We start from the raw sequence: 21,874 nt of genomic DNA, 5'->3' as shown, positions 1-21,874 counted from the left end.
CATGCTTCTCAGATTCAGTAAAATGCATGGCCTCGGGAATGACTTTATGGTGATCGATGGGGTGTCGCAGCGTGTGCGTCTCAATGAAACCCTGGTGAAAAGTCTGGCCGATCGTCATACCGGTATTGGTTTTGACCAGCTGTTATTGGTGGAGCCACCCACGCGCCCGGATGTCGATTTCCGTTACCGAATTTTTAATGCGGACGGTTCAGAGGTGGAACATTGTGGCAATGGCGCGCGCTGCTTTGCACGTTTTGTGCGTGATAAGCGCTTAATTGCCAAGGATGAGATCCATGTTGAAACGGCACGTGGCCAATCCGTGCTTTATTTGCGCCCGGATCGTCAGGTGGAAGTGGATATGGGCGCGCCGATTCTGAATCCTGCGGAGATCCCCTTCGCGGCTGAGCAGCAGAGCGCAGTCTATGATCTAGAGGTCGAAGGGCAAAGTGTGCAGATTTCTGCCATCTCTATGGGCAATCCACATCTTGTCCTTGCGGTGAAGGATGTCGACCAAGCCCCGGTTGAGACACTGGGACCTCTGTTGGAGCGCCACCCACGCTTTCCTAAGCGTGTGAATGTTGGGTTTATGCAGGTGATTTCACGCCAACAGATTGCTTTGCGTGTGTTTGAGCGAGGCGCGGGTGAAACTCAAGCCTGTGGAACGGGAGCCTGTGCTGCCGTGGTCGCCGGACGTTTGCGCGGCTGGTTGGATGAAGAGGTAGAGGTCTGCCTGCCGGGTGGCACCTTGCGGATCCGTTGGGCGGGTGAGGGCCAGTCGGTGCATATGACGGGGCCGGCCACTCATGTTTATGAAGGGCAGATTTTCTTATGAACGAACTTCACAGCAAAACCGCCCCCAGTGCGGCCTTGAGTGCCGAGCAGGTGGCGGAGTATTTGGCCGCACATCCGGATTTTTTCACGGAGCACACCTGGTTACTGGAAAAGCTCTATGTGCCGCATCAGCGCGGCACTACCGTTTCTTTGGTGGAAAGACAGACGTCCTTATTACGTGAGCGTAATCAGAAACTCCACGGTCATCTCTCGGAGTTGATCGAAATTGCCCGCCATAACGACATACAGTTTGATAAAACCAAACGTATGGTGTTGGCACTGCTGGAAGCACAAACGCTGGATGATATTGCGATCGCCATCGAAGAAAGTCTGTGCCAGGATTTTTATGGAGATGATGCCCGTTTAATCCTGTTCAGTGAGCAGCCGTTAAATGTGAATAACTTACGTATGTTATCGCGTGCCGATTGTTCACTGGTGCAACCTTTAATTGAAACCAGCTTGCCCAGTTGTGGCCAGTTGAGTGAAGCGATGACCCGTTTTCTCTTCCCGGATAAAGCCGCCCGTGTTCAGTCCGCCGCCGTGGTGCCTTTAGTCAAAGGTGAAACCCTAGGGCTTTTGGCGATCGGAAGCTTTGATCCCGATTATTTCCAGAGTAGCCAGGGCACACTCTTTTTGAGTTATGTTGGTGAAGTCTTGAGCCGCGTGCTGATGCACCGGTTGCAGCATCCGGAAGACTGAGATGTCACGCCAGCCGCCGGATGAATCCGAATGGTTGTCGAATTTTCTCGATCATCTGCGTGTAGAGCGCCAACTTTCGGCGCATACACTGAAAGCCTACCAACGTGATCTTGACCAGATCCAGGTGTGGGCGCAGCAGGCCTCTCTGCCCAGTTGGTCAGGCTTAACGCCTCGTCATCTGCGCCAACTTCTGGGGTATGCTCATCAGCAAGGGCAATCCGGTCGGAGTTTGCAGCGTGTGCTTTCCGCACTGCGCAGCTTTTATCGGTTTTTGGCACGGGAAGGTTGGCTGGAGCAAAATCCGGTGTTGTCAGTGCAGGCACCGAAAAGCGCCAAGCGCTTGCCACAAACGCTGGATGTGGATGCCTTAGAACAGATGTTAGTGGCACCCGATGCCGAGCCTATAACGCTGCGTGATTTTGCGATGATGGAGCTGCTCTACTCTTCCGGTTTACGTGTTTCGGAGCTGGTGGGTTTGGATCTGAATGATCTGGATTTAGGGGCACGTGCACTGCGAGTGACGGGTAAAGGGCGTAAAGTGCGTGATCTGCCGATCGGGCGTTATGCCTGCGAGGCACTCAAAGCCTGGTTAGCGGTACGCACTCATTGGCAAAAATTAGATAACCCCGCCTTGTTTATCAGCCAGCGGGGTGGACGTTTAACCACCCGTGCCGTAGAACAGCGTTTGGCCTACTGGGGGCGGCGCCAAGGGATGGACGGGCGTGTCTATCCCCATCGTTTGCGTCATAGCTTTGCCAGTCACCTCTTAGAATCCAGCCAGGATCTACGTGCGGTTCAGGAATTACTGGGCCATACCGACATCTCCACGACCCAGGTCTATACCCATCTCGATTTTCAGCATTTGATGAGCGTTTATGAGCAGGCCCACCCGCGTGCGCGTAAGCGTTCTGATCAAGAGGATACAGAATGACCTTGCAAGCTTTGACCTTTGATCTTGATGATACCCTTTGGGCCGTTGAGCCGGTGATTGAGTTGGCCAACCAAACGCTCTGGAGTTGGTTGGAGGAGCGTGCTCCACGTTTTACCCAAGCTTATCAGTTCAGTGATCTGGCAGAAGGTTCTGCGTTACGTGCCCAGGTTTTAAGCCGCTACCCAGAAATAGCGCACAGTGTTACCTTGATTCGATTGAAGCTGCTGGAAACCGCGTTGGCGGATTTGGGTTATCCGGTCGCAGATGCGCAAACACTGGCGGCTCAGGCATTTACCGCGTTTATGGAAGCGCGCCATCAAGTCACACTCTTTGCACATGCTCGCACGAGTCTAGAAACCTTGCACCGCCAAGGTTTGCGTTTAGGTGCTTTGAGTAATGGTAATGCGGAGGTTAAACGCACCGGCTTGGCGGATCTGTTTGAGTTTCAATTAAATGCTGATCAGGTCGGGCAGGCCAAACCGCATCCCTTAATGTTTGAGCAGGCGCTGGCCTATCTGCAGCTCAATCCGACCCAAGTGGTGCATATCGGAGATCATCCCGTAAATGATGTGGAAGCCGCGCAAGCGCTGGGAATCTGGACGGTCTGGGTGAATCTAAGTGGGCAGGCTTGGCCAGGTGGGCGGCCTGCCGATGTCGAAATCCGCAGTCTCGCGGATCTGCCCGATGCGATCGCTCAGTTGCAGGCTAGAGCACTTAAACGTCAGATCCTCTAGACGAAGCAAGATTCACAGGAACAGCTCCAGTAGATCATTTAGAAATAAACGCCCTTGTGCGCTGGGTTGTAAACGCCCTGGATCGGCTTCTAATAACCCACGTTGACGTGCCTGCTGTAAGGTTTTGGTTAAGGATTCAGAGTTTAAGACAGTGCGTTCATGCAGCAGTGAGCTTTCGACCCCTGAGGTCAGGCGCAGGGCATTGAGCATAAACTCAAAGGCCTGGTCTTCAGGGGCTACGCGCTCCCGTCCGGCATCTGGATTCAGGGCTTGCATGTAGGCTTTAGGTTGGCGCAGTTTATGGTGTCGCTCAATCTCGAGTTGGCCCTCCACAAGGCGACTGACTTTACCGTGAGCCCCTGCTCCTATCCCGAGATAATCCCCGAAACGCCAATAATTAAGATTGTGTTGGGAGTAACGCTCAGCCCGCGCGTAGGCAGAAATTTCGTATTGAACAAATCCCTGTTCTGCTAGAAGTTGCTGGCCGCTTTCTTGAATGCTCCACAAGGCTTCATCCACGGGCAGTTGCGGAGGGCGGGCATGAAACTCGGTATTCGGCTCAATGGTGAGTTGGTACCAAGACAGATGATCCGGTTCCAGATCAACTGCTTGCTGCAGATCCGCTAAGGCTTGTTCGGGCGTTTGTCCAGGCAGGCCGTGCATCAGATCGAGGTTGACTCTGGGAAAGAGTTCACGAGCACTCTGGGCGGCTGCAAGCGCTTGCTGTGCATTATGAATACGCCCTAGGGCTTGCAGAGCAGGGGTGTGAAAGCTTTGCACCCCGATCGATAAGCGGTTGATGCCTGCTTGGCGAAAGCCCTGAAAACGCTCCATTTCAAAGGTGCCGGGATTGGCTTCTAGGGTGATCTCTGTGTGGCTGGGGATGCCCCAAAGACGATCTACTTCATTTAAGAGCGCTGCTAGGCTATCCGGGTGGAATAGGCTGGGCGTGCCTCCCCCGATAAAAATGCTGTGTAACGGGCGTTTCTGCGTTAAGCGTGCCAGCTCCTGAGCCAGATCGCGAGACAGGGCATCTAGGTACTCAGCCTCAGGTAAAGGCTGGTTTTGTGCGTGTGAATTAAAATCACAATAGGGGCACTTACGAATACACCAGGGTAGGTGAAGGTAGAGTGCCAAGGGTGGCAGTGTTGGCATTAAAGATAGCGCTGTTTAAAAAGTTGCAGGAACGCACGCATCGCGATGCCTCGATGGCTGAGGCGATGTTTCTCTTCCGCACTCAGTTCTGCGGCGGTTTGTTTAAGCGCTGGAATCCAGAAGATAGGATCGTAACCGAAGCCGCCCTGTCCTTGTGGTTGACGTAAGATCTCACCTTGCCAGCTGCCTTGGCAGATGAGTGGAGTCGGATCTTGGGCATGCCGCATAAACACCAGTAAGCATTGATAACGCGCCTGGCGCTGTCCATCAGGCACCTTTTCCATACGCTTGAGTAGGTGCTCAAGATTACGTTGATCATTGGCCCCGGGGCCTGAGTAGCGCGCCGAGTAGATGCCAGGCTCACCCTGCAAGGCATCCACTTCCAGACCGGAATCATCGGCTAGAGCGGGTAACCCGGTGGCAGCGCAGGCATGGCGAGCCTTTAAAATGGCATTTTCAACAAAGCTCAAACCGGTTTCTTCGGCATCACTGACCTGGAAAGCGGATTGTGGTAAGACTTCGATCTGTTCGCTGGCCAGCATCTCGGCAAACTCACGCAGTTTGCCCGCGTTGCTACTGGCCAGCAGGATTTGACGTATATTCAAGCTGATTTAGTCCGCGTAAAAGGTCTGTTCGTGTTGAATGCGGTAAGCGGGACGGCTGGGATCAGGCTGAACCTGCAGGCTGATATTCAGGCGTTCTTCGTTACTGAAGCGAAACTCACCGAGATAATAGATGGCATCCCCTTCTTCAATTTTTTTGAAGGTGAGTGGCTGCTTCTGCTGGATGAGATTACTGACTTCACCCGTCAGGTTGGCTTCAACCGCTTGAGTGCTGCCATCTTCTAGCTTCTTCAGAACCGCAACATTGAGTAATCCGCGTACTCCGCTGCGCGTTAGGCCATGACGTTGCGCGACATCCGCCGGCACAAAGGTTGAGTTAAATGCGTTGTAGTGGATCTCATAATGTTCATCACTAAACATCTGTTCGGCAGAGGCGTGATTCAATCCGAGGCTTAGCAGGGCCAGTAAAAAGCCGGTCAAACTGGAGCGTACAAGTGAGCGTTTCATGTCGTTATCCTCTTCTTGTTGTCATCATCGCGTTATACGGTAGATCGCGATCTCTCCGAGCATATTCGGCCAGAGGTGGATCCACCAGCGGTGGCGATGTTCGTGGTCGACCACGGTGCGATCGAGAATATGGATATTGCGCTCAACACAGAGTTCCTCAAAATCTTTGAACGTGAAGAAGTGAATGTTGGGCGTGTTGTACCAAGTGTAGGAAAGAAACTTGGAGACGGGCATCTTGCCGCGTAAAAACAGGTAGCTGCGCACGCGCCAATGAGCAAAGTTAGGGAAGGTGACAATACACTCTTTACCGATACGCAGCATCTCATCCACGATCAGATCAGGGCGGTGCATGGTTTGCAGAGCATGGCTCATCACCACCGTATCAAAGCTGTTGTTGCGAATACTCATCAGCCCTTGATCGATATCTTTTTCGATCACATTCACCCCTTTTTCAATACAGGAGAGAATGTTTTCGGGATGGATTTCGATGCCATAGCCGCGCACCTGTTTTTCATTCACCAAATAATTCAGGAGTTCACCCTCACCACAGCCGAGGTCGAGAACACGGCTGCCTGGAGCAATCCAATCTTTGACTAGGTCGAGATCAGCGCGCATGTTCTTCTCCTATCTCCGCGGCAACACGTTGCATATAGGCACTAAAGACCTCCATATAACGTGGAATAGGGATTAAGAAGGCATCGTGGCCATGTGCCGCCTCAATCTCACTGTAGGTCACAGGCTGGCCGGCATCGATTAAAGCATCGACGATCTCACGCGAACGCTCTGGAGAAAAGCGCCAATCGGTTGTAAAGGAGACAACAAAAAAGCGGCACTTAACCTGACTTAATGCGGCGGTAAGATCATTCCCAAACTCGGCAGCGGGATCAAAATAATCCAAGGCCTTGGTCATCAATAGATAGGTATTGGCATCAAAAACTGTAGAAAACTGCTCACCCTGATAGTGTAAGTAGGATTCAATTTCAAACTGCGGATGGAAATCAAAATTGATTTTTCCTGAGCGCAGTTCGCGGCCAAACTTCTCGCGCATGCCATCTTCAGACAGATAGGTGATATGCCCGACCATACGTGCCAGCATCAGCCCGGTTTTGGGCACCACACCCTGTTCGTAATAATGACCCTGAAAAAACTGCGGATCTTTGCTAATCGCCTGACGTGCGACCTCATTAAATGCGATATTTTGGGTGCTGAGCTTGGGAGCTGCGGCAATCACCACGCAGTGGCGTAAGCGCTCAGGATAGCTGATTGACCATTGCAGAGCCTGCATGCCTCCGAGGCTACCGCCGACGACTGCCGCCCATTGTTGAATGCCGAGACGATCCGCCAGACGAGCTTGGCTGTTGACCCAGTCCGTGACGGTGATGATCGGAAAATCCGGGCCATAGGGTTTGCCGGTGGCCGGATTGAGGCTTTTTGGCCCAGTGGAACCATGGCAACCGCCCAAATTATTCAGCGCCACCACAAAAAAGCGTTGGGTATCGATACACTTGCCGGGCCCTACGGCGGAATCCCACCAGCCGGGCTTACGATCCTCCAGAGAGTGATAACCGGCGACATGGTGATTGCCGGATAAGGCATGGCAGATCAAAATGGCATTGCTGGCTTCGGCATTCAACTCACCATAGGTTTCGATCACCAGATCGTACTGTTCCAAAGCGCGCCCACAGGCCAGCTCTAGAGGGGTATCAAAATGTTCAACTCTGGGGCTGACTAAACCCACCGAGTCGTGTGGAATTTCAACAGGCATAGGTCTCTCGCTAAGAATGAACTGAACACTCAGGAACGCTAGTCGGTTCAGGTCACATCATTCTTGGCAGCTGTGATTGAATAATCTGGATGACCAAGAAGATGGCAATTGGGGATAAATCCAGACCCCCAATTGGAGGAATCACCCGTCGGACCAATGCAAACATAGGCTCGGTCAGTTGCAGAATCAGCTGTGGGCCTGGGTGGTGTGAGCCGGGTGCGACCCAACTGATCACCACGGAAGCGATGGTGGCCCAGAAGAGAATGGTCAGCAGCATATCCAATATGCCAACTAACGAGAGCACCAGCAGCGTGGCGAGGCCCGCACTGGCATTGCTCAGGGAGACGAGCAAAAACAACACGGCGAGATTGATCAGATAACCCAAGAGCAGGGGGGAAAGATCTGTGCGGCCTAGCTTGAGGCGTAGAGGCTGCAAAGGAGCTAAGGGGATCTGAGTGAATTTCACCACTGCTTGAGAGATCGGATTGTAATAGTCCACGCGCATTGCCTGCATCAGGAAACGCAGCAAACAGATGAAGACAAAAAGCTGACCCAAGGTGCGGATAATCAAAAAAACCGGATCCATGACCTGTCCTTTTTTAAACAGTTAAAGGCATGGGCGAAAGTATAGAGACTTTCGCCAGCTGAATGAACCTCGCTCAGCTTTTTCCCAGCTCATCGGCTAATTCTACGGCGCGTTGGTGGCAAGCCTGCAGAGCCTGGTCGACCAGCGGACTAAAGCCACCCTGTTGAAAACACAGGATCGCTTGTTCGGTGGTGCCCTTGGGCGAAGTGACACGGCGACGCAGTTCTGCCGGATCCCATTCGCTTTGCAGCGCCATTTCGGCGGCACCGGCTGCTGTTTGCAGCGTCAGGGCTTTGGCCGTGTCGGGGCTCAGGCCGAGGCGCTCACCGGCGGCAATCATGGCTTCCATCATCAAGAAAAAATAGGCGGGCCCAGAGCCGGAGACGGCGGTGACGGCATCTAACTCATCTTCTTTATCCACCCAGAGCGTTAAGCCAGTGGCCTGCATGACTTGGCTAATCTCTTGTTTCTGTTGCTCTGTGACCTGCGCATTGGCAAATAAACCACAAGCGCCCTTGCCAACCAATGCCGGGGTGTTGGGCATAGAGCGCACCAGTGCGAGATCCGCACCTAACCAATCCGCAAGTGCCTGAATACGAATGCCTGCCGCCACGGACAGGAATACAGGGTGCTTTTCCGCTGCAGCAGCGCGTAGAGGCGTGCACACGTCACGCATGATTTGGGGTTTGACGGCTAGAATCACCAGGTCAGCTTGGCGCACGGCACTGGCATTATCGCTACGGATCTGGATGCCTTGTGCTTCTAAATCGCGTAGGCGTTCGAGATCCGGCTCACAGGCGATAATCTGCTGTGCTGGCAGTCCTTGTGCGAGTAAGCCACCGATAATGGCGCGTGCCATGTTGCCGGCACCGATAAACGCGATCTGAAAAGAGGTTTGCATGACGAAAAAATCCTTAAGGTTTAGACGGGCGGGGGCCAAAGAGGGCGGTCCCGATACGTAATAGGGTCGATCCTTCGGCGACAGCGGCCTCGAGATCATCACTCATCCCCATCGATAGCGTGTCGAGCGCAGGGAGATGTTGTTTTAATTGCTGAAATAATTGGCGCGCCTGGGCCAGGATCGCCTGTTGTGCGGCGGCATCCTGCGTTGGGGCTGGAATCACCATGAGACCGCGCAGGCGTAATCTTGGTAAGGTTGCGATGGACCGCGCCAAATCCAGTGCCTCCTGCTCAGAGCATCCCGATTTGCTGGCTTCATGGCTGATATTCACCTGCAAGCACACATTTAAAGGTGCGAGGTGTTCAGGCCGTTGTGCGGAGAGGCGTTCGGCTATTTTCAAACGATCTAGGCTGTGTACCCAATCAAAATGCTCAGCCACCAGACGACTCTTGTTCGACTGTAATGGCCCGATAAAATGCCATTCCAGTGGCAGGTCTTGCAGCGCTTGAATCTTCTCGATCCCTTCTTGGACATAGTTTTCGCCAAATGCCCTTAAGCCTGTGCCGAAGGCCTCCCGCACCTCCTCATGCGTACGGGTTTTACTCACCGCAAGAATTTGAACTTCGCGGGGATCACGTCCTGCTGCTTGGCAAGCGGCAAGGATTTGCGCACGAACCTTCTGGACATTCTCTGCTATTCTTGTCATCGTCTGATTTTATCCTTATGCCTAATTCTTTCTGAGGAAAAGGCCACAGGGGTTTGTCGACCTCTGATTTATACTGAACGCATCTACGAGCGCACTAACTCATGGATATTACTGAACTTCTTTCGTTTGCTGTGCAGCAAAAGGCTTCCGACCTTCACCTGACCTCAGGCATGCCCCCGATGATTCGTGTCGATGGTGATGTGCGTCGTATCAAGTTGCCAGCTTTGGATCATAAACAGGTGAATACTCTGATTTATGACATTATGAACGATAAACAGCGCAAGGAATATGAAGAGAATCTAGAGGCGGATTTCTCTTTTGAGGTGCCCAAACTCTCGCGTTTTCGTGTCAACGTCTTTAACCAGCATCGAGGTGCGGCCGCGGTATTCCGTACCGTTCCCAGTAAAGTCTTCACTCTGGAAGATCTGGGCATGGGTAAGGTTTTTCAAGATCTTTCGGAAAAGCCCCGTGGTTTAGTCTTGGTCACCGGCCCGACCGGTTCGGGCAAGAGTACCACGCTGGCGGCTATGATCGACTATATTAATGACACACGCTCAGATCATATTCTGACCATCGAAGATCCGATCGAGTTTGTCCACGAAAGTAAAAAATGTCTGGTCAACCAGCGCGAAGTGCACCGAGATACTCACAGCTTTGCTAATGCACTGCGTTCGGCCTTGCGTGAAGACCCTGATATTATTCTGGTCGGTGAGATGCGTGATTTGGAAACCATACGTTTGGCGCTGACGGCGGCTGAAACGGGTCATTTGGTATTTGGTACTTTGCATACGACCTCCGCCGCTAAAACGATTGACCGTATCATCGACGTTTTCCCGGCAGCGGAAAAAGATATGGTGCGCTCTATGCTCTCTGAGTCTTTGCAGGGTGTGATTTCGCAAACGCTGCTCAAGCGTGCCAAGGGTGGGCGTGTGGCTGCGCATGAAATTATGATCGGTACCCCGGCGATTCGTAACCTGATCCGTGAGGATAAGGTGGCACAGATGTATTCGGCGATTCAAACTGGTGCGGCCTTTGGCATGAAAACCCTGGATCAATCTCTGACGGAGCTGGTGCAGAAGGGAATCATTTCACGTGAAGTGGCACGTGAAAAATCGAAAAACCCCGCTAGCTTCTGATGCGGGTTGAAGGACGACGATTATGGATTTTACTCAACTATTAAAAGTTATGTCGGATCGAGGGGCTTCTGACCTCTTTGTCACGGCCGGTGCGGCACCTGCGATCAAGGTGGATGGCACCATTAAACCTCTGACCAAGGAGGTGCTGCGTGCGGATCAGGCGCGTCAGCTGGTGTATAGCACCATGAACGACAAGCAGTTGGCTGAGTTTGAAGGTTCACATGAGTGTAACTTTGCTATCAGTGCACCCGGCATAGGCCGTTTTCGTGTCAGTGCGTTTTTGCAGCGTAACACACCGGGGATGGTAATGCGCCGCATCAATACTCATATTCCGTCGATGGATGAGCTGAATCTGCCGCCGGTTTTAAAAGAACTCTCGATGACAAAACGCGGGTTGATCCTCTTTGTCGGTGGCACTTCAACCGGTAAGTCGACTTCCCTGGCCTCGATGATCGATTATCGTAATGAAAATCATGCCGGTCATATCATCACCATTGAAGACCCGATCGAGTACATCCATAACCATAAAAAAAGTATCGTGACTCAGCGTGAAGTCGGGTTGGATACGGACTCCTACGAAATCGCGCTAAAAAATACTCTGCGCCAAGCACCGGATGTCATTCTGATGGGTGAGATTCGTGATGCTCAAACCATGAAGTTTGGTTTGCAGTTTGCGGAAACAGGCCATCTCTGTATGGCGACACTGCACGCAAACAACGCGAACCAAGCACTGGATCGTATTATCTCTTTCTTCTCCCCAGATCATCATGATCAGGTCTGGATGGATATGTCGTTGAACCTAAAAGCGATCGTGGCCCAGCAGCTGCTGCCTACTATCGATGGAAAGGGGCGTCGTGCCGCGATTGAAGTAATGATTAACACCCCATTGATTCAGGATCTGATTCGCAAAGCCTCCGTGCATGAAATCAAGGATGTGATCAAGAGCTCAACGAATTTGGGGATGCAAACTTTTGATCAGTCACTCTTCCAGCTTTATAAAGAAGAAGTGATCACCTATGAAGCAGCGTTGGCACATGCCGACTCTGCGAATGATCTGCGTTTGATGATCAAGCTCAATGAAGAAACCAATGCCAAATCACGTCAAGGTCGTGATCTCGGTGGTTTAAGTTTCACGCTGCAGGAGGAGGATGACAACCTCAATATGGGTGGTAGTGTGGAAGTGAAAAATATGTAAGTGATCGGGGAGTCTAGGCTCCCCAATCTGTTTTATCCATCCTTTGCAGAACAGCCCTCTCAATGTCAGAACATCTCTCTCAATGGCGCCGATAGACTACCTTACCACCCGTTAGGGTGGCGCAGACGCGGCCTTTCAGCGTCTGGCCAAAGAAGGGGGTGTTCTTGCCAGCTGAACGTAGGGTTTCCTCATTCACCACCCAACTCTCCTCTGGATCAAAAATACAGATATCGGCTTGGCTGCCCGGAGCCAGACTGCCGGCATCCAAACCCAGGATACGAGCTGGGCCGAGGGTGAGTTTTTCAATCAATTGTGGCAGTTCGAGTAATTTTTGCTCGACCAGCTGCAAGCTCAAAGGGAGTAAGGTTTCCAGGGCGCTCATGCCCGGCGCCGTCTCTGCAAAGGGCGCCTGTTTGGAAATGAGATCTTGAGGCTGATGATCGGAGCAGATCGCGGCCAGGATATCGGTGACGAGTCCTTGGCGCAGTCCAGCACGATCCAAGGCACCCCGCAGCGGGGGTTGTAGATGTAAGGCAGAATCAAATCCGCTGATCTGTTCATCACACAGCAGCAGATGGTGTACCGCTACATCGGCACTGACCTTTAGACCACGCTTTTGCGCAGAAGCAATGAGATGCACGGAGCGCTCGCAGGAAAGTTGGCCAAAATGGGCACGGACACCGGTTTGCTCAATCAGTAATAAACAGCGTGCAACTTCGATGGTTTCTGCGGCTTCTGGGATGCCGTTTAAGCCCAAGCGTGTACAGTTGGCACCTTCATGCATACAGCCCTTGGCGGCTAGGCTGGCATCCTGGGCCTGGAACACCACGAGCAGGTCAAAGGTGGCGGCATATTCTAGGCAGCGTAGTAGCACTAAAGAGTCGCTATAGGCTAAGCGCATATTGGTAAAGGCGATGCAGCCGGAGCTGGCCAAGGCATGTAAAGGCGCCAGTTGTTCGCCTTTTAAACCCTGTGTCATGGCGCCCATCGGTAAGACTCGACAGAAGCCGGCATCGGCGGCCCGATCCTGAATCAGCTCGGCCACTGCGGGTGTGTCAACGACAGGGCGTGTTGTAGGAGGCGTGATGAGGGTGGTAATTCCCCCGGCTGCGGCGGCGGCCGTTTCACTGGCGATCGTGCCTTTCTGTGTCTCACCTGGTTCACGCAGATGCGCGCACAGATCGATGAGACCGGGGCATACCACCTTGCCTTCTGCCAGAATCACTTCTTCGGGGATAAAGCCTTCGGGTGCCTCACCTAGAGCCAAAATCTGGCCTTCCTGGATATAGAGGTCGGTGATTTCATCAAGTGTTTGTGCGGGATCTATCACGCGCCCGCCCTGAATTTTAATCTTCATCTTCGTGTCTCAAGCTTCGTAGGCTGCAGCGGAGGAGGTGAGGGTGTTTTGCTGGGTCAGTTGGCCGCTCATGGCCATAGACATCACTGCCATACGGACAGCAATGCCATTTGTCACCTGGTCGAGGATCAGTGAGCGTGGGCCATCCGCCACGGCGGATTCAATTTCGACGCCTCGATTGATCGGGCCTGGGTGCATCACCAGCGCATCGGGTTTGGCGTAGGCGAGTTTGGCTTCCGTCAAACCGTAGAGTTTGTAGAACTCTGATTCACTGGGTAGGAGCGCGGTTTGCATCCGCTCTTTCTGCAGACGGAGCATCATCACCACATCGACATCACGTAACCCGCGTGACATTTCGGTGTAGACCTTCACGCCTAAGCTTTCAATGTGGCGCGGAAGCAGCGTCATCGGGGCAATCACACGGATTTCAGCGACGCCCAGTGTGCGCAGGGCATGAATCTGAGAGCGGGCTACACGGGAGTGCAAAATATCACCGACAATGGCCACTTTGAGAGGGGTAAATTCTCCTTTATGACGTCGAATCGTTAACATGTCGAGCATGGCTTGAGTGGGGTGAGCATGACGTCCATCGCCAGCATTGATCACCGCGACATCGGGGGTGACCTGCTCGGCGATAAAGTGAGCGGCACCGCTGGCAGAGTGGCGTACTACAAACATGTCACAGTGCATGGCACGCAAGGTCATGAGGGTGTCTTTCAGAGTTTCGCCCTTGGCGGTTGAGGAGGTGCTGATATTCAGATTCAGCACGTCTGCTGAAAGACGTTTAGCCGCCAATTCAAAGGTGGATAGAGTGCGAGTGCTGGCTTCGAAGAAAAGGTTGGCAACGGTTTTGCCGCGTAGCAGCGGCACCTTTTTGACTTGCTGCTCACCCATATCCACAAAGGAATCAGCGGTATCAAGAATCTGTGTTAATAAGGCTTGAGGTAAACCTTCGGTGGTTAAAAAATGTTTCAGCTGGCCATCGGCGGTGAGCTGAATAGAATCGGCTGGAGTAGGAGATAGCATGTTGACAGACTCGCTCAGGATAAGGGGCGGTGGCGAATTTCAAGAAGCAGTGGATCGGGGCCGGTCAATTTTATCTGTTGATCCGGACCTAGGTGTAAAGACTCACCACAGATATCGGGTTGAATCGGCAGTTCGCGGCGTTGCAGATCGACTAGGGTGACCAAGCAGATAGAAGCAGGGCGGCCATAGTCAAAAAGTTCATTCATGGCCGCACGCACAGTGCGTCCAGAGAGAATCACATCATCGACCAGAATCAGATCACGTCCCTCTGTTGCCGCCGGCAGCTGGGAAGCCTGGACGCTGGGTTGCAGGCCAATTTGGGTAAAATCATCGCGATAAAAAGAGATGTTAAGTGTCCCCAGAGGGGTGCTGAGCCCCAAGGCTGAGTGCAAGTGTTCAGCAATCCAGACACCGCCACTGTGAATGCCAATCATCATCGGGTCTTCTAAATCGCGATGGGTGATCCAGGCCTGAAGTTCACGGGTCATTTTGTCTAACAGGGAATCAAGATTCAGATTGCCCGATATCATAGAGCGTCTCCAGTGGGGTATGGCTGGGAATGCGCGCTGAGGAGTTAAACCAGCTTTCCAGAATTAATTGTGCGGCCAGGCTATCGACCGGATCTTTGCTAAAGTGGTGGCTGCCGCCCTGTGCAAAATGGATCTGTTTGGCTTCCTGGGTACTCAGGCGTTCATCCATCAAATAACAGGGCAGGCGATAACGATCTTGAATGCGGTTGGCGAATTTACGGGCGCGACGTGCCATCTCGCTGATACTGCCGTCCATATTCAGGGGGATGCCGACGACCAGTAGATCTGGAGTCCATTCCCGCAGCACAGCATCCAGTGCCGTCCAATCGGGAATACCATCACGGGCCGCTAAAGTGGCTAAGGGTGTGGCGGTGGCGGTGAGAGTCTGGCCTGAGGCCAAACCTATGCGCCCTGTGCCAAAATCAAAGCCCAGGGCTGTCTGAGTTGGGTGGTTCATCACTTATCGGTCAGGCGTGGCCGGCGTGAGCAGTCAGTAATTGTAAATTGACGCCCAGACTCGCCGCTGCGGCCTGCAGTCGCTCCTCAGCTGGTAACCGGAACAGTATATCTGAATTTGCCGGACAGCTTAACCAGCTGTTATCGCGCATTTCTTGCTCTAACTGCCCCGGGCCCCAACCGGCATGCCCCAGGGCCACCAGAAACTGTTCAGGGCCTTCACCTACGGCGAGGGATTCCAGAATGTCCATGGAGGTGGTAAGGCTGATTTCAGCTGTGACGGCGTAGGTGGAGAGCCATTTACGGCCATCGTTGCGGTGTAAGACAAACCCACGATCCTCATGTACCGGCCCACCGTTAAACACAGGGGTAGGTGCGATCGCCACACGGCTGTAGTCCAATTCGATATGTTCAAATAGATCGTGCACCAGAATACCGGCGGGGCGGTTGATAATAATCCCCATTGCACCGTATTCACTATGATCACAGATGTAGGTCAGGGTTTGAGCAAAATGGCGATCTTGTAGATGCGGCATAGAGATCAAAAAGTGGTCGCGCAAACTGGTTGCATCAGACATGGATCACCTCCAGGTTTGGCTGATCGGCAGGGAACTGGACCGCCGCCTGTATGTTAAGAATTAGTACACCTGAGCGCGTTTCTCAAACTTCCAGGTACGAATAATTTCCAATACGTCGGTTGTCCGGCGCATTTCGTTGGTAAAAGGTTGAAAGGGGGCGGCCAGTTGTACAATACGTATGGCGGCATTATCCAGAACGGCATGACCAGAGGATTGCAGGATTTCGATGTTTTCAACACTGCCATCAGGGCGAATCGCAACCAGCAAACGCAGGCTGCCATTGATGTTCTGCTGGCGCGCTTCTGCGGGGTAGTTAAGGTTACCTACCGTTTCAATATGGCGCCGCCAGTTATCCAGGTAGATGGCATCATCCTGAGCCATGGTGGAGGGTGAGGAGGTAAGGCGTCTGACCCTAGGTTTGCGTGCGAGTGCTTGTTGTTCCATCTCCAGTTGCGCCTGCAAGCTGGCCATCTCCATGCTGCGTGCAAAGAGTGAGCTCGCGCTGCCTGTCGTGGCTGGAGGGGGAGGGCTGGCCGGTTTTTGTTGGGTCTGTTTTGGCGCTTGGCGCGGTTGGGGTGCTTGGGTGGTCACCTGCGCTTGTGCGCCCGATTGTACAGCGGGTGCCGCTTCCGGCTCGGCGGCGACTTCTGGGCTGGGTGCGGGTGGAATTACCTCAGCTTCCGCGACAGGTTGTACTTGCGGCTCAGCGGCCGGTTGGCTGGGGGTTTCGGCGGCGACAGGGGCTTCCTCTGGGGTGGAGGGGATAAAGGCTTCTTCGCTTTCACCACTTCCCTGCTGATGCGCTTGCGCCAGAAAATCCACCTGCTCTGGCGGTTTTTCATAGATCTCTTGAGCCAGTGTAATGTCCAGCGTGTGCTGCGGCGGTGTGCGTGTGGGGAGTTGAAACCCTATGCCCAAGAGGATCAATCCGTGCAGCGCCAAAGCCAGAAATGCGTAGAACCCGAGACGATCCATCCCGGGGGCATTCCAAGCTTCGGCGCGGCGCGGTGTTGGCTTCATCTTTGCTCGAGTTGTTGTTCCACTGCGTTCATCAACTGCATTGCGATATCCAGGCCAAATTGCTGATCCAGTTCGCGGATACAGGTGGGGCTGGTCACATTAATTTCGGTGAGGTAATCCCCAATGACATCCAGGCCGACAAAGAGCAGGCCTTTTTCTCGCAGTGTTGGGCCGACTTGAGCGCAGATCCAGCGATCTCTTTCCGTTAAAGGACGGCCTTCACCGCGTCCGCCCGCAGCGAGATTGCCGCGTGTTTCGCCGGCAGAGGGAATGCGTGCTAGGGCATAATCCAGCGGTTCACCGTTGATCATCAGAATGCGCTTATCACCATCCTTGATTTCGGGAAGATATTTCTGCGCCATACACATCTGGGTGCCATGCTGCGTCAGGGTTTCGATCACCACGCCCAGATTGCGGCCATCTTCACGGATATGGAAGATTGAGGCGCCGCCCATGCCATCCAGAGGCTTAAATATTACATCTTGATGTTCGGCATGAAAGGCGCGCAACAGATCGGCACGACGACTGACCAAAACGGGTGGACAGCATTCTGGAAAGTGTGTGGCAAACAGCTTTTCGTTGCAGTCACGTAGGCTATCGGTGCGATTCACCACCAAAACGCCTTCCGCTTCGGCGAGGCTCAGGAGGTGAGTAGAGTAGATGAACTCATTATCAAATGGAGGATCTTTGCGCATCAAAATCACGTCGAGACTGCTCAGAGGGAGCGCTTGGTACTCGCCACGGGTGAACCACTGCTCTGGATTCATGGCGACCTCTAGTGTTGCCATACGGCCCATGGCCACGCCATCACGCAGAAAGAGATCACTCTGTTCCATGTAATAGAGTGACCAGCCTTTGCGTTGTGCAGCCCAAAGCATGGCGAGAGAGCTGTCTTTTTTGTAACTGATCTTTTCGATCGGGTCCATGACGATACCGATACGTAGACTCATCCTCTGGCTCCTTGGTTGGGGGGGTGATGCGGGGATGCTAGTCAAAGGACTAGCTGAGATCACCCCAAAGATACTGCAAAATTGCACAGGCTGCGACTGGCGCCGTTTCGGTACGTAACACCCGTGGCCCGAGCGTCAGCGGGAAAAAGCCTTGGTTGCGTGCCAATTCAATCTCCTCTGCACTGAGTCCCCCTTCGGGGCCAATTAACAGGGCAATGGATTGCGGACGTGGATGCTCCCCTAGACTTAAGGCCTGGTGCGGATCGAGCACCAGCTTCAGATCGGCTTGGCAGTCAGATAACCAATCCTGTAACGGCACAGGGTGAGTGATCTCAGGGATCACTTGACGTTGTGATTGCTCACAGGCACTGATGGCGATCTGTTGCCAGTGGCGTTGACGCTTATCTTGACGCTGAGCATCCAGGCGCACTTCACAGCGCTCAGTAAACAGGGGGGTAATCTGTGCGCAGCCTAGCTCCGTGGCCTTTTGGATGGCGAAGTCCATACGCTCACCCCGCGACAGCGCTTGGCCTAGCTCGATCCGCAGAGACGACTCGCTATGTTGTGGGATGGATTCGAGCAGGCGTGCTTGCGCACTGCGGCGGCTGGCCGGTAGGAGTTCCGCGAGAAACTCCAGGCCCTGACCATTAAACAAACGCAGGCGCTCACCTTCGCGCATCCGTAGAACTTTTAAAGCATGTTGCGCCACGCTTTCGCTGAGTTCGAGTTGATCCATTCCTGCCTGGAGTAACGGCTCATAAAAGCGTGGGATGCGCATAGGATTACAGACCCGCTGCCTGCTTCAATGCCTGCGCACGATCGGTTTTTTCCCAAGGGAAGGCGGTGAAGGTTTCAGAGTATTCCTGACCATCTACATCCTTCCAGTGGTACTGAGCTTCAAAAGGTTCACGACCAAAGTGGCCATAAGCGGCGGTCAATTGGTACATGGGGTGAAGCAGATCGAGCATTTTGGTGATGGCATAAGGGCGCAAGTCAAATTCCTGGCGCACCAGTTCAACGATGCGCTGGTCGCTGACTTTGCCGGTGCCAAAGGTATTGATCGACACTGAGGTCGGTTCGGCCACACCAATCGCATACGAGACTTGGATTTCACAACGATCAGCCAAGCCAGCGGCGACAATATTCTTGGCCACATAACGCCCGGCATAGGCGGCTGAACGATCCACTTTAGAAGGATCCTTACCCGAGAAAGCGCCCCCTCCATGACGTGCCATGCCGCCATAGGTATCAACGATGATTTTGCGTCCAGTCAAACCACAGTCACCTACAGGGCCGCCAATCACAAATTTGCCGGTAGGGTTGATGTGATACTGGGTCTGCGCAGACAACCATTCTGCCGGGATGACGGCTTCGATAATTTCACGCCGAACCATGCGTCGCAGATCTTCCTGATTGATCTCGGGGTCATGCTGTGTAGACAGAACCACCGCTTCTACCGCGCAGGGTTGTCCTTGCTCGTTGTAACGGAAGGTCACCTGGCTTTTGGCATCTGGACGTAACCAAGGCAGCAGTCCGCTTTTACGCAGTTCGGCTTGGCGCTCAACTAAACGATGTGCATAGTGAATCGGTGCAGGCATAAAAGAAGGGGTTTCATTGGTGGCATAACCAAACATCAAACCCTGATCACCTGCACCTTGATCTTCAGGTTTGCTGCGATCCACACCCTGGGCAATATCCACACTCTGCTTGCCAATTAGGTTGAGCACACCACAGGTTTCGCCGTCATACCCAACATCGGAAGAAGTGTAGCCGATGTCGCAGATTACCTTGCGCACTAGCTCTTCCAGATCGACCCAAGCGCTGGTTGAGATTTCACCGGCGACGATGGCGACACCGGTTTTGACCAGTGTTTCACAGGCAACACGGGCATGTTTGTCGCGGGCAATAATGGCATCCAGCACCGCATCGGAGATCTGATCGGCAATTTTGTCTGGGTGGCCTTCAGACACAGACTCAGAGGTAAACAGGGAATATTCGCTCATAACCGGGAGGTATCCTCAAGTTGGGTCAACGCGCAAAAATGGAATAGCCGCCCATTTTAGCGGCAGAGCGCGTCGATTTCATGGGGCATTTACGTTGCGAAACGGAATTTTGCTCATTTTTGCATGAAATTATCGCTTTTCCCTGATTTCGATTTGATGCGCGGCGGCATCTGGGCGAAAATCAGCGCCTGAATTTTTGATGCAACCTCAAGATGGGTTTGACCCAGGAGTTGATGAATGTCCTCTCGCCGTGAACTTGCCAATGCCATCCGGGCTTTGAGCATGGATGCTGTCCAGAAAGCCAAATCCGGTCATCCGGGTGCCCCGATGGGGATGGCCGATATCGCTGAAGTCCTCTGGAACGACTTCCTCAAGCATAATCCGGCGAATCCGCATTGGTTTGATCGTGACCGCTTTGTTCTGTCCAACGGTCATGGCTCCATGCTGATCTACTCTCTGCTGCATCTGACGGGCTATGATGTCAGCATCTCCGATCTGCAAAACTTCCGTCAGTTGCACAGCAAAACAGCGGGTCATCCTGAGTTTGCCTACTGCCCAGGTGTGGAAACTACCACAGGACCTCTGGGGCAGGGCATCACCAATGCGGTGGGGATGGCGATCGCAGAAAAAGTGCTGGCTGCGCAGTTCAACCGCGAAGGTCACGACATCATCGATCATCACACCTATGTCTTTATGGGCGATGGTTGTTTGATGGAGGGTATTTCACACGAGGCCTGTTCACTGGCGGGTACCCTGGGCCTGGGCAAACTGATTGCGTTTTGGGATGACAATGGCATCTCGATTGATGGTGAAGTCGAAGGTTGGTTTACCGATAACACCCCGGCACGTTTTGCGGCCTATGGCTGGCAGGTGATTGCCGGTGTAGATGGCCATGATGCCGATCAGATTCGCGCCGCGATTGAACAGGCGCGCGAAAACACCGAACAGCCGACCTTGATCTGCTGCAAAACCATTATCGGTTTTGGTTCACCGAACAAACAGGGTAAAGAAGAGTGCCACGGTGCACCTTTAGGCGATGCTGAGATCGCACTGGCTCGTGAAGCGCTGAACTGGCCGCATCCGGCTTTTGAGATTCCGGCCGACATCTACGCCGATTGGGATGCCAAAGAAGCGGGTCAACATGCTGAAAATGCTTGGAATGAGCAGCTGGCGGCTTATCACCACGCCTATCCAGAATTAGCGGCAGAGCTGTTACGTCGTTTAAGTGGTGAGTTACCGGCTGATTTTGAAGCCCAGGTGGATGCTTGGATTGCCGAGGTGGCGGCCAAGGGTGAAACCATCGCTTCACGTAAAGCTTCGCAAAATGCGCTCAATGCGCTGGGGCCGATGTTGCCGGAATTCCTGGGTGGATCGGCGGATCTCGCCGGTTCCAACCTGACACTCTGGTCGGGTGCCCAGGGGGTGAGCCGTGAAGAGGCTTCGGGCAACTACCTGTTCTACGGGGTGCGTGAATTTGGCATGAGTGCCATGATGAACGGTATTGCGCTGCATGGTGGATTTATCCCCTACGGTGCCACCTTCTTGGTCTTTATGGAGTATGCACGTAACGCGGTGCGTATGGCGGCGCTAATGAAGCAGCGCGTGATTTTTGTCTACACCCACGACTCCATAGGTCTGGGTGAAGATGGCCCCACGCATCAACCGATCGAACAGATTTCTAACCTGCGTCACACCCCGAATATGGAAACCTGGCGTCCTTGTGATGCGGTGGAATCGGCCGTGTGCTGGAAAGAAGCCGTCTTGCGTCAGGATGGCCCGAGTGCACTGATCTTCTCGCGTCAGAATCTGCCGCATCAGCCACGTCAACCCGAGCAGATCGCAGCGATTAGCCGCGGTGCTTATATCCTGCAGGATTGCAGCGGTGTGCCCGAGCTGATTCTGATGGCGACAGGTTCGGAAGTGGAGCTGGCCGTTGCGGCTGCACAAGAGTTGGCTGCAGACGGTAAGCAGGTGCGTGTAGTGTCTATGCCTTGCACCGAGCGCTTTGATAAGCAGGACGCTGCGTATAAAGAAGCGGTGCTGCCCGCAGCGGTGAGCGCACGTGTGGCGGTGGAAGCGGCTCAGGCGGACTTCTGGTACAAGTATGTTGGCTTGCAAGGTGCCATCATCGGCATGCGTAGCTTTGGAGAATCAGCGCCTGCGGGTGAGTTGTTTAAGCATTTTGGCATTACCCGCGAAGCGGTGGTGAATGCCGCCCGCGGCTTGCTGTGAGGGTGGCTAAGCC

The 21,874-nt window shown here is 53.5% G+C and carries 24 protein-coding genes; 7 read left to right on the top strand and 17 right to left on the bottom strand.

Annotation, left to right across the window (positions count from 1 at the left end):
- The first annotated feature begins 1 nt into the window (after position 1).
- From dapF to E1H14_RS08710, 4 genes are read left to right on the top strand one after another with little or no spacing between them, the layout of a single operon-like run.
- Positions 2-832 carry a diaminopimelate epimerase gene (gene dapF / locus E1H14_RS08725; protein WP_149391081.1) on the top strand — a complete coding sequence of 277 codons (831 nt, stop codon included), beginning with the start codon at positions 2-4 and terminating at the stop codon, positions 830-832.
- Positions 829-1,530 (top strand): DUF484 family protein, encoded by a 702-nt coding sequence (locus E1H14_RS08720; RefSeq protein WP_149391080.1) that lies wholly within the window; start codon positions 829-831, stop codon positions 1,528-1,530. The genes dapF and E1H14_RS08720 overlap by 4 nt, the downstream gene beginning before the upstream one ends.
- Position 1,531: 1 nt before the next feature.
- Entirely contained in the window at positions 1,532-2,461 is a 930-nt protein-coding gene (xerC, locus tag E1H14_RS08715; protein WP_149391079.1) for a tyrosine recombinase XerC, read from the top strand.
- Positions 2,458-3,195, top strand: a complete 738-nt coding sequence (locus tag E1H14_RS08710; protein WP_149391078.1) for an HAD family hydrolase — start codon at positions 2,458-2,460, stop codon at positions 3,193-3,195. Before xerC ends, E1H14_RS08710 begins: the two co-directional genes overlap by 4 nt.
- A 12-nt stretch (positions 3,196-3,207) precedes the next feature.
- On the opposite strand, the gene hemW is transcribed toward E1H14_RS08710, so the two are convergent.
- From hemW to E1H14_RS08670, 8 genes are all read right to left on the bottom strand, one after another.
- Positions 3,208-4,350: a radical SAM family heme chaperone HemW gene (gene hemW / locus E1H14_RS08705; RefSeq protein ID WP_149391077.1), complete on the bottom strand. Its 1,143-nt coding sequence runs from the start codon at positions 4,348-4,350 to the stop codon at positions 3,208-3,210.
- The gene (gene rdgB, locus E1H14_RS08700) at positions 4,350-4,955 is read right to left on the bottom strand and encodes an RdgB/HAM1 family non-canonical purine NTP pyrophosphatase (RefSeq protein WP_200834073.1); all 606 of its coding nucleotides are present in this window, start codon (positions 4,953-4,955) and stop codon (positions 4,350-4,352) included. The genes hemW and rdgB overlap by 1 nt, the downstream gene beginning before the upstream one ends.
- Positions 4,956-4,961: 6 nt before the next feature.
- Positions 4,962-5,420, bottom strand: a complete 459-nt coding sequence (locus E1H14_RS08695) for a DUF4426 domain-containing protein (RefSeq protein ID WP_149391076.1) — start codon at positions 5,418-5,420, stop codon at positions 4,962-4,964.
- A gap of 24 nt (positions 5,421-5,444) precedes the next feature.
- A complete protein-coding gene (gene metW, locus E1H14_RS08690; protein ID WP_149391075.1) occupies positions 5,445-6,035 on the bottom strand; it encodes a methionine biosynthesis protein MetW in 591 nt (196 codons plus the stop codon).
- Positions 6,025-7,185 (bottom strand): homoserine O-succinyltransferase MetX, encoded by a 1,161-nt coding sequence (gene metX, locus E1H14_RS08685; RefSeq protein ID WP_149391074.1) that lies wholly within the window; start codon positions 7,183-7,185, stop codon positions 6,025-6,027. Before metX ends, metW begins: the two co-directional genes overlap by 11 nt.
- A 52-nt stretch (positions 7,186-7,237) precedes the next feature.
- Positions 7,238-7,771, bottom strand: a complete 534-nt coding sequence (locus E1H14_RS08680) for a YggT family protein (protein WP_149391073.1) — start codon at positions 7,769-7,771, stop codon at positions 7,238-7,240.
- A 73-nt stretch (positions 7,772-7,844) separates the two neighbouring features.
- Positions 7,845-8,672, bottom strand: coding sequence for a pyrroline-5-carboxylate reductase (proC, locus tag E1H14_RS08675; protein ID WP_149391072.1), 828 nt, complete (start codon positions 8,670-8,672; stop codon positions 7,845-7,847).
- 13 nt (positions 8,673-8,685) lie between these two features.
- Positions 8,686-9,378, bottom strand: a complete 693-nt coding sequence (locus E1H14_RS08670) for a YggS family pyridoxal phosphate-dependent enzyme (protein WP_149391071.1) — start codon at positions 9,376-9,378, stop codon at positions 8,686-8,688.
- A gap of 101 nt (positions 9,379-9,479) precedes the next feature.
- On the opposite strand from E1H14_RS08670, the gene E1H14_RS08665 reads away from it, so the two are divergent.
- Positions 9,480-10,514: a type IV pilus twitching motility protein PilT gene (locus E1H14_RS08665; RefSeq protein WP_149391070.1), complete on the top strand. Its 1,035-nt coding sequence runs from the start codon at positions 9,480-9,482 to the stop codon at positions 10,512-10,514.
- Between the two features lie 22 nt (positions 10,515-10,536).
- Positions 10,537-11,709, top strand: coding sequence for a PilT/PilU family type 4a pilus ATPase (locus E1H14_RS08660; RefSeq protein ID WP_149391069.1), 1,173 nt, complete (start codon positions 10,537-10,539; stop codon positions 11,707-11,709).
- 79 nt (positions 11,710-11,788) lie between these two features.
- Here E1H14_RS08660 and E1H14_RS08655 read toward each other — a convergent pair whose 3' ends face one another.
- The 9 genes from E1H14_RS08655 to metK are packed head-to-tail and all read right to left on the bottom strand — an operon-like array spanning position 11,789 to position 19,629.
- Positions 11,789-13,066 carry a dihydroorotase gene (locus E1H14_RS08655; protein WP_149391068.1) on the bottom strand — a complete coding sequence of 426 codons (1,278 nt, stop codon included), beginning with the start codon at positions 13,064-13,066 and terminating at the stop codon, positions 11,789-11,791.
- A gap of 9 nt (positions 13,067-13,075) precedes the next feature.
- A complete protein-coding gene (locus E1H14_RS08650) occupies positions 13,076-14,092 on the bottom strand; it encodes an aspartate carbamoyltransferase catalytic subunit (protein ID WP_149391067.1) in 1,017 nt (338 codons plus the stop codon).
- 14 nt (positions 14,093-14,106) lie between these two features.
- A complete protein-coding gene (gene pyrR / locus E1H14_RS08645; protein WP_200834072.1) occupies positions 14,107-14,622 on the bottom strand; it encodes a bifunctional pyr operon transcriptional regulator/uracil phosphoribosyltransferase PyrR in 516 nt (171 codons plus the stop codon).
- Complete coding sequence (ruvX, locus tag E1H14_RS08640; RefSeq protein ID WP_149391066.1) at positions 14,597-15,079, bottom strand: Holliday junction resolvase RuvX; 483 nt, start codon at positions 15,077-15,079, stop codon at positions 14,597-14,599. Before ruvX ends, pyrR begins: the two co-directional genes overlap by 26 nt.
- Before the next feature lie 10 nt (positions 15,080-15,089).
- A complete protein-coding gene (locus E1H14_RS08635; protein WP_149391065.1) occupies positions 15,090-15,656 on the bottom strand; it encodes a YqgE/AlgH family protein in 567 nt (188 codons plus the stop codon).
- A 60-nt stretch (positions 15,657-15,716) separates the two neighbouring features.
- The gene (locus E1H14_RS08630; protein ID WP_235017428.1) at positions 15,717-16,676 is read right to left on the bottom strand and encodes an energy transducer TonB; all 960 of its coding nucleotides are present in this window, start codon (positions 16,674-16,676) and stop codon (positions 15,717-15,719) included.
- Positions 16,673-17,626 carry a glutathione synthase gene (gshB, locus tag E1H14_RS08625; RefSeq protein ID WP_149391064.1) on the bottom strand — a complete coding sequence of 318 codons (954 nt, stop codon included), beginning with the start codon at positions 17,624-17,626 and terminating at the stop codon, positions 16,673-16,675. The genes E1H14_RS08630 and gshB overlap by 4 nt, the downstream gene beginning before the upstream one ends.
- A gap of 49 nt (positions 17,627-17,675) precedes the next feature.
- Complete coding sequence (locus E1H14_RS08620) at positions 17,676-18,404, bottom strand: 16S rRNA (uracil(1498)-N(3))-methyltransferase (RefSeq protein ID WP_149391063.1); 729 nt, start codon at positions 18,402-18,404, stop codon at positions 17,676-17,678.
- A 4-nt stretch (positions 18,405-18,408) separates the two neighbouring features.
- Complete coding sequence (gene metK / locus E1H14_RS08615) at positions 18,409-19,629, bottom strand: methionine adenosyltransferase (protein ID WP_149391062.1); 1,221 nt, start codon at positions 19,627-19,629, stop codon at positions 18,409-18,411.
- A 237-nt stretch (positions 19,630-19,866) separates the two neighbouring features.
- On the opposite strand from metK, the gene tkt reads away from it, so the two are divergent.
- On the top strand, positions 19,867-21,861 hold the full coding sequence (tkt, locus tag E1H14_RS08610; RefSeq protein ID WP_149391061.1) for a transketolase: 1,995 nt from the start codon (positions 19,867-19,869) through the stop codon (positions 21,859-21,861).
- Positions 21,862-21,874 lie beyond the last annotated feature (13 nt).

The sequence above is a fragment of the Nitrincola tapanii genome, assembly GCF_008368715.1.
Taxonomy (GTDB): domain Bacteria; phylum Pseudomonadota; class Gammaproteobacteria; order Pseudomonadales; family Balneatricaceae; genus Nitrincola; species Nitrincola tapanii.
Note: the sequence above shows the minus strand (reverse complement) of the source record. Positions and strands in the feature narration are given on the sequence as shown.

What these genes read in the sequence shown, in the direction of transcription:
- dapF (WP_149391081.1), top strand. Translation starts at nt 2, where the DNA reads ATGCTTCTCAGATTCAGTAAAATGCATGGCCTCGGGAATGACTTTATG.
- E1H14_RS08720 (WP_149391080.1), top strand. Translation starts at nt 829, where the DNA reads ATGAACGAACTTCACAGCAAAACCGCCCCCAGTGCGGCCTTGAGTGCC.
- xerC (WP_149391079.1), top strand. Translation starts at nt 1,532, where the DNA reads ATGTCACGCCAGCCGCCGGATGAATCCGAATGGTTGTCGAATTTTCTC.
- E1H14_RS08710 (WP_149391078.1), top strand. Translation starts at nt 2,458, where the DNA reads ATGACCTTGCAAGCTTTGACCTTTGATCTTGATGATACCCTTTGGGCC.
- hemW (WP_149391077.1), bottom strand. Translation starts at nt 4,350, where the DNA reads ATGCCAACACTGCCACCCTTGGCACTCTACCTTCACCTACCCTGGTGT.
- E1H14_RS08695 (WP_149391076.1), bottom strand. Translation starts at nt 5,420, where the DNA reads ATGAAACGCTCACTTGTACGCTCCAGTTTGACCGGCTTTTTACTGGCC.
- metW (WP_149391075.1), bottom strand. Translation starts at nt 6,035, where the DNA reads ATGCGCGCTGATCTCGACCTAGTCAAAGATTGGATTGCTCCAGGCAGC.
- metX (WP_149391074.1), bottom strand. Translation starts at nt 7,185, where the DNA reads ATGCCTGTTGAAATTCCACACGACTCGGTGGGTTTAGTCAGCCCCAGA.
- E1H14_RS08680 (WP_149391073.1), bottom strand. Translation starts at nt 7,771, where the DNA reads ATGGATCCGGTTTTTTTGATTATCCGCACCTTGGGTCAGCTTTTTGTC.
- proC (WP_149391072.1), bottom strand. Translation starts at nt 8,672, where the DNA reads ATGCAAACCTCTTTTCAGATCGCGTTTATCGGTGCCGGCAACATGGCA.
- E1H14_RS08670 (WP_149391071.1), bottom strand. Translation starts at nt 9,378, where the DNA reads ATGACAAGAATAGCAGAGAATGTCCAGAAGGTTCGTGCGCAAATCCTT.
- E1H14_RS08665 (WP_149391070.1), top strand. Translation starts at nt 9,480, where the DNA reads ATGGATATTACTGAACTTCTTTCGTTTGCTGTGCAGCAAAAGGCTTCC.
- E1H14_RS08660 (WP_149391069.1), top strand. Translation starts at nt 10,537, where the DNA reads ATGGATTTTACTCAACTATTAAAAGTTATGTCGGATCGAGGGGCTTCT.
- E1H14_RS08655 (WP_149391068.1), bottom strand. Translation starts at nt 13,066, where the DNA reads ATGAAGATTAAAATTCAGGGCGGGCGCGTGATAGATCCCGCACAAACA.
- E1H14_RS08650 (WP_149391067.1), bottom strand. Translation starts at nt 14,092, where the DNA reads ATGCTATCTCCTACTCCAGCCGATTCTATTCAGCTCACCGCCGATGGC.
- pyrR (WP_200834072.1), bottom strand. Translation starts at nt 14,622, where the DNA reads ATGATATCGGGCAATCTGAATCTTGATTCCCTGTTAGACAAAATGACC.
- ruvX (WP_149391066.1), bottom strand. Translation starts at nt 15,079, where the DNA reads ATGAACCACCCAACTCAGACAGCCCTGGGCTTTGATTTTGGCACAGGG.
- E1H14_RS08635 (WP_149391065.1), bottom strand. Translation starts at nt 15,656, where the DNA reads ATGTCTGATGCAACCAGTTTGCGCGACCACTTTTTGATCTCTATGCCG.
- E1H14_RS08630 (WP_235017428.1), bottom strand. Translation starts at nt 16,676, where the DNA reads ATGAAGCCAACACCGCGCCGCGCCGAAGCTTGGAATGCCCCCGGGATG.
- gshB (WP_149391064.1), bottom strand. Translation starts at nt 17,626, where the DNA reads ATGAGTCTACGTATCGGTATCGTCATGGACCCGATCGAAAAGATCAGT.
- E1H14_RS08620 (WP_149391063.1), bottom strand. Translation starts at nt 18,404, where the DNA reads ATGCGCATCCCACGCTTTTATGAGCCGTTACTCCAGGCAGGAATGGAT.
- metK (WP_149391062.1), bottom strand. Translation starts at nt 19,629, where the DNA reads ATGAGCGAATATTCCCTGTTTACCTCTGAGTCTGTGTCTGAAGGCCAC.
- tkt (WP_149391061.1), top strand. Translation starts at nt 19,867, where the DNA reads ATGTCCTCTCGCCGTGAACTTGCCAATGCCATCCGGGCTTTGAGCATG.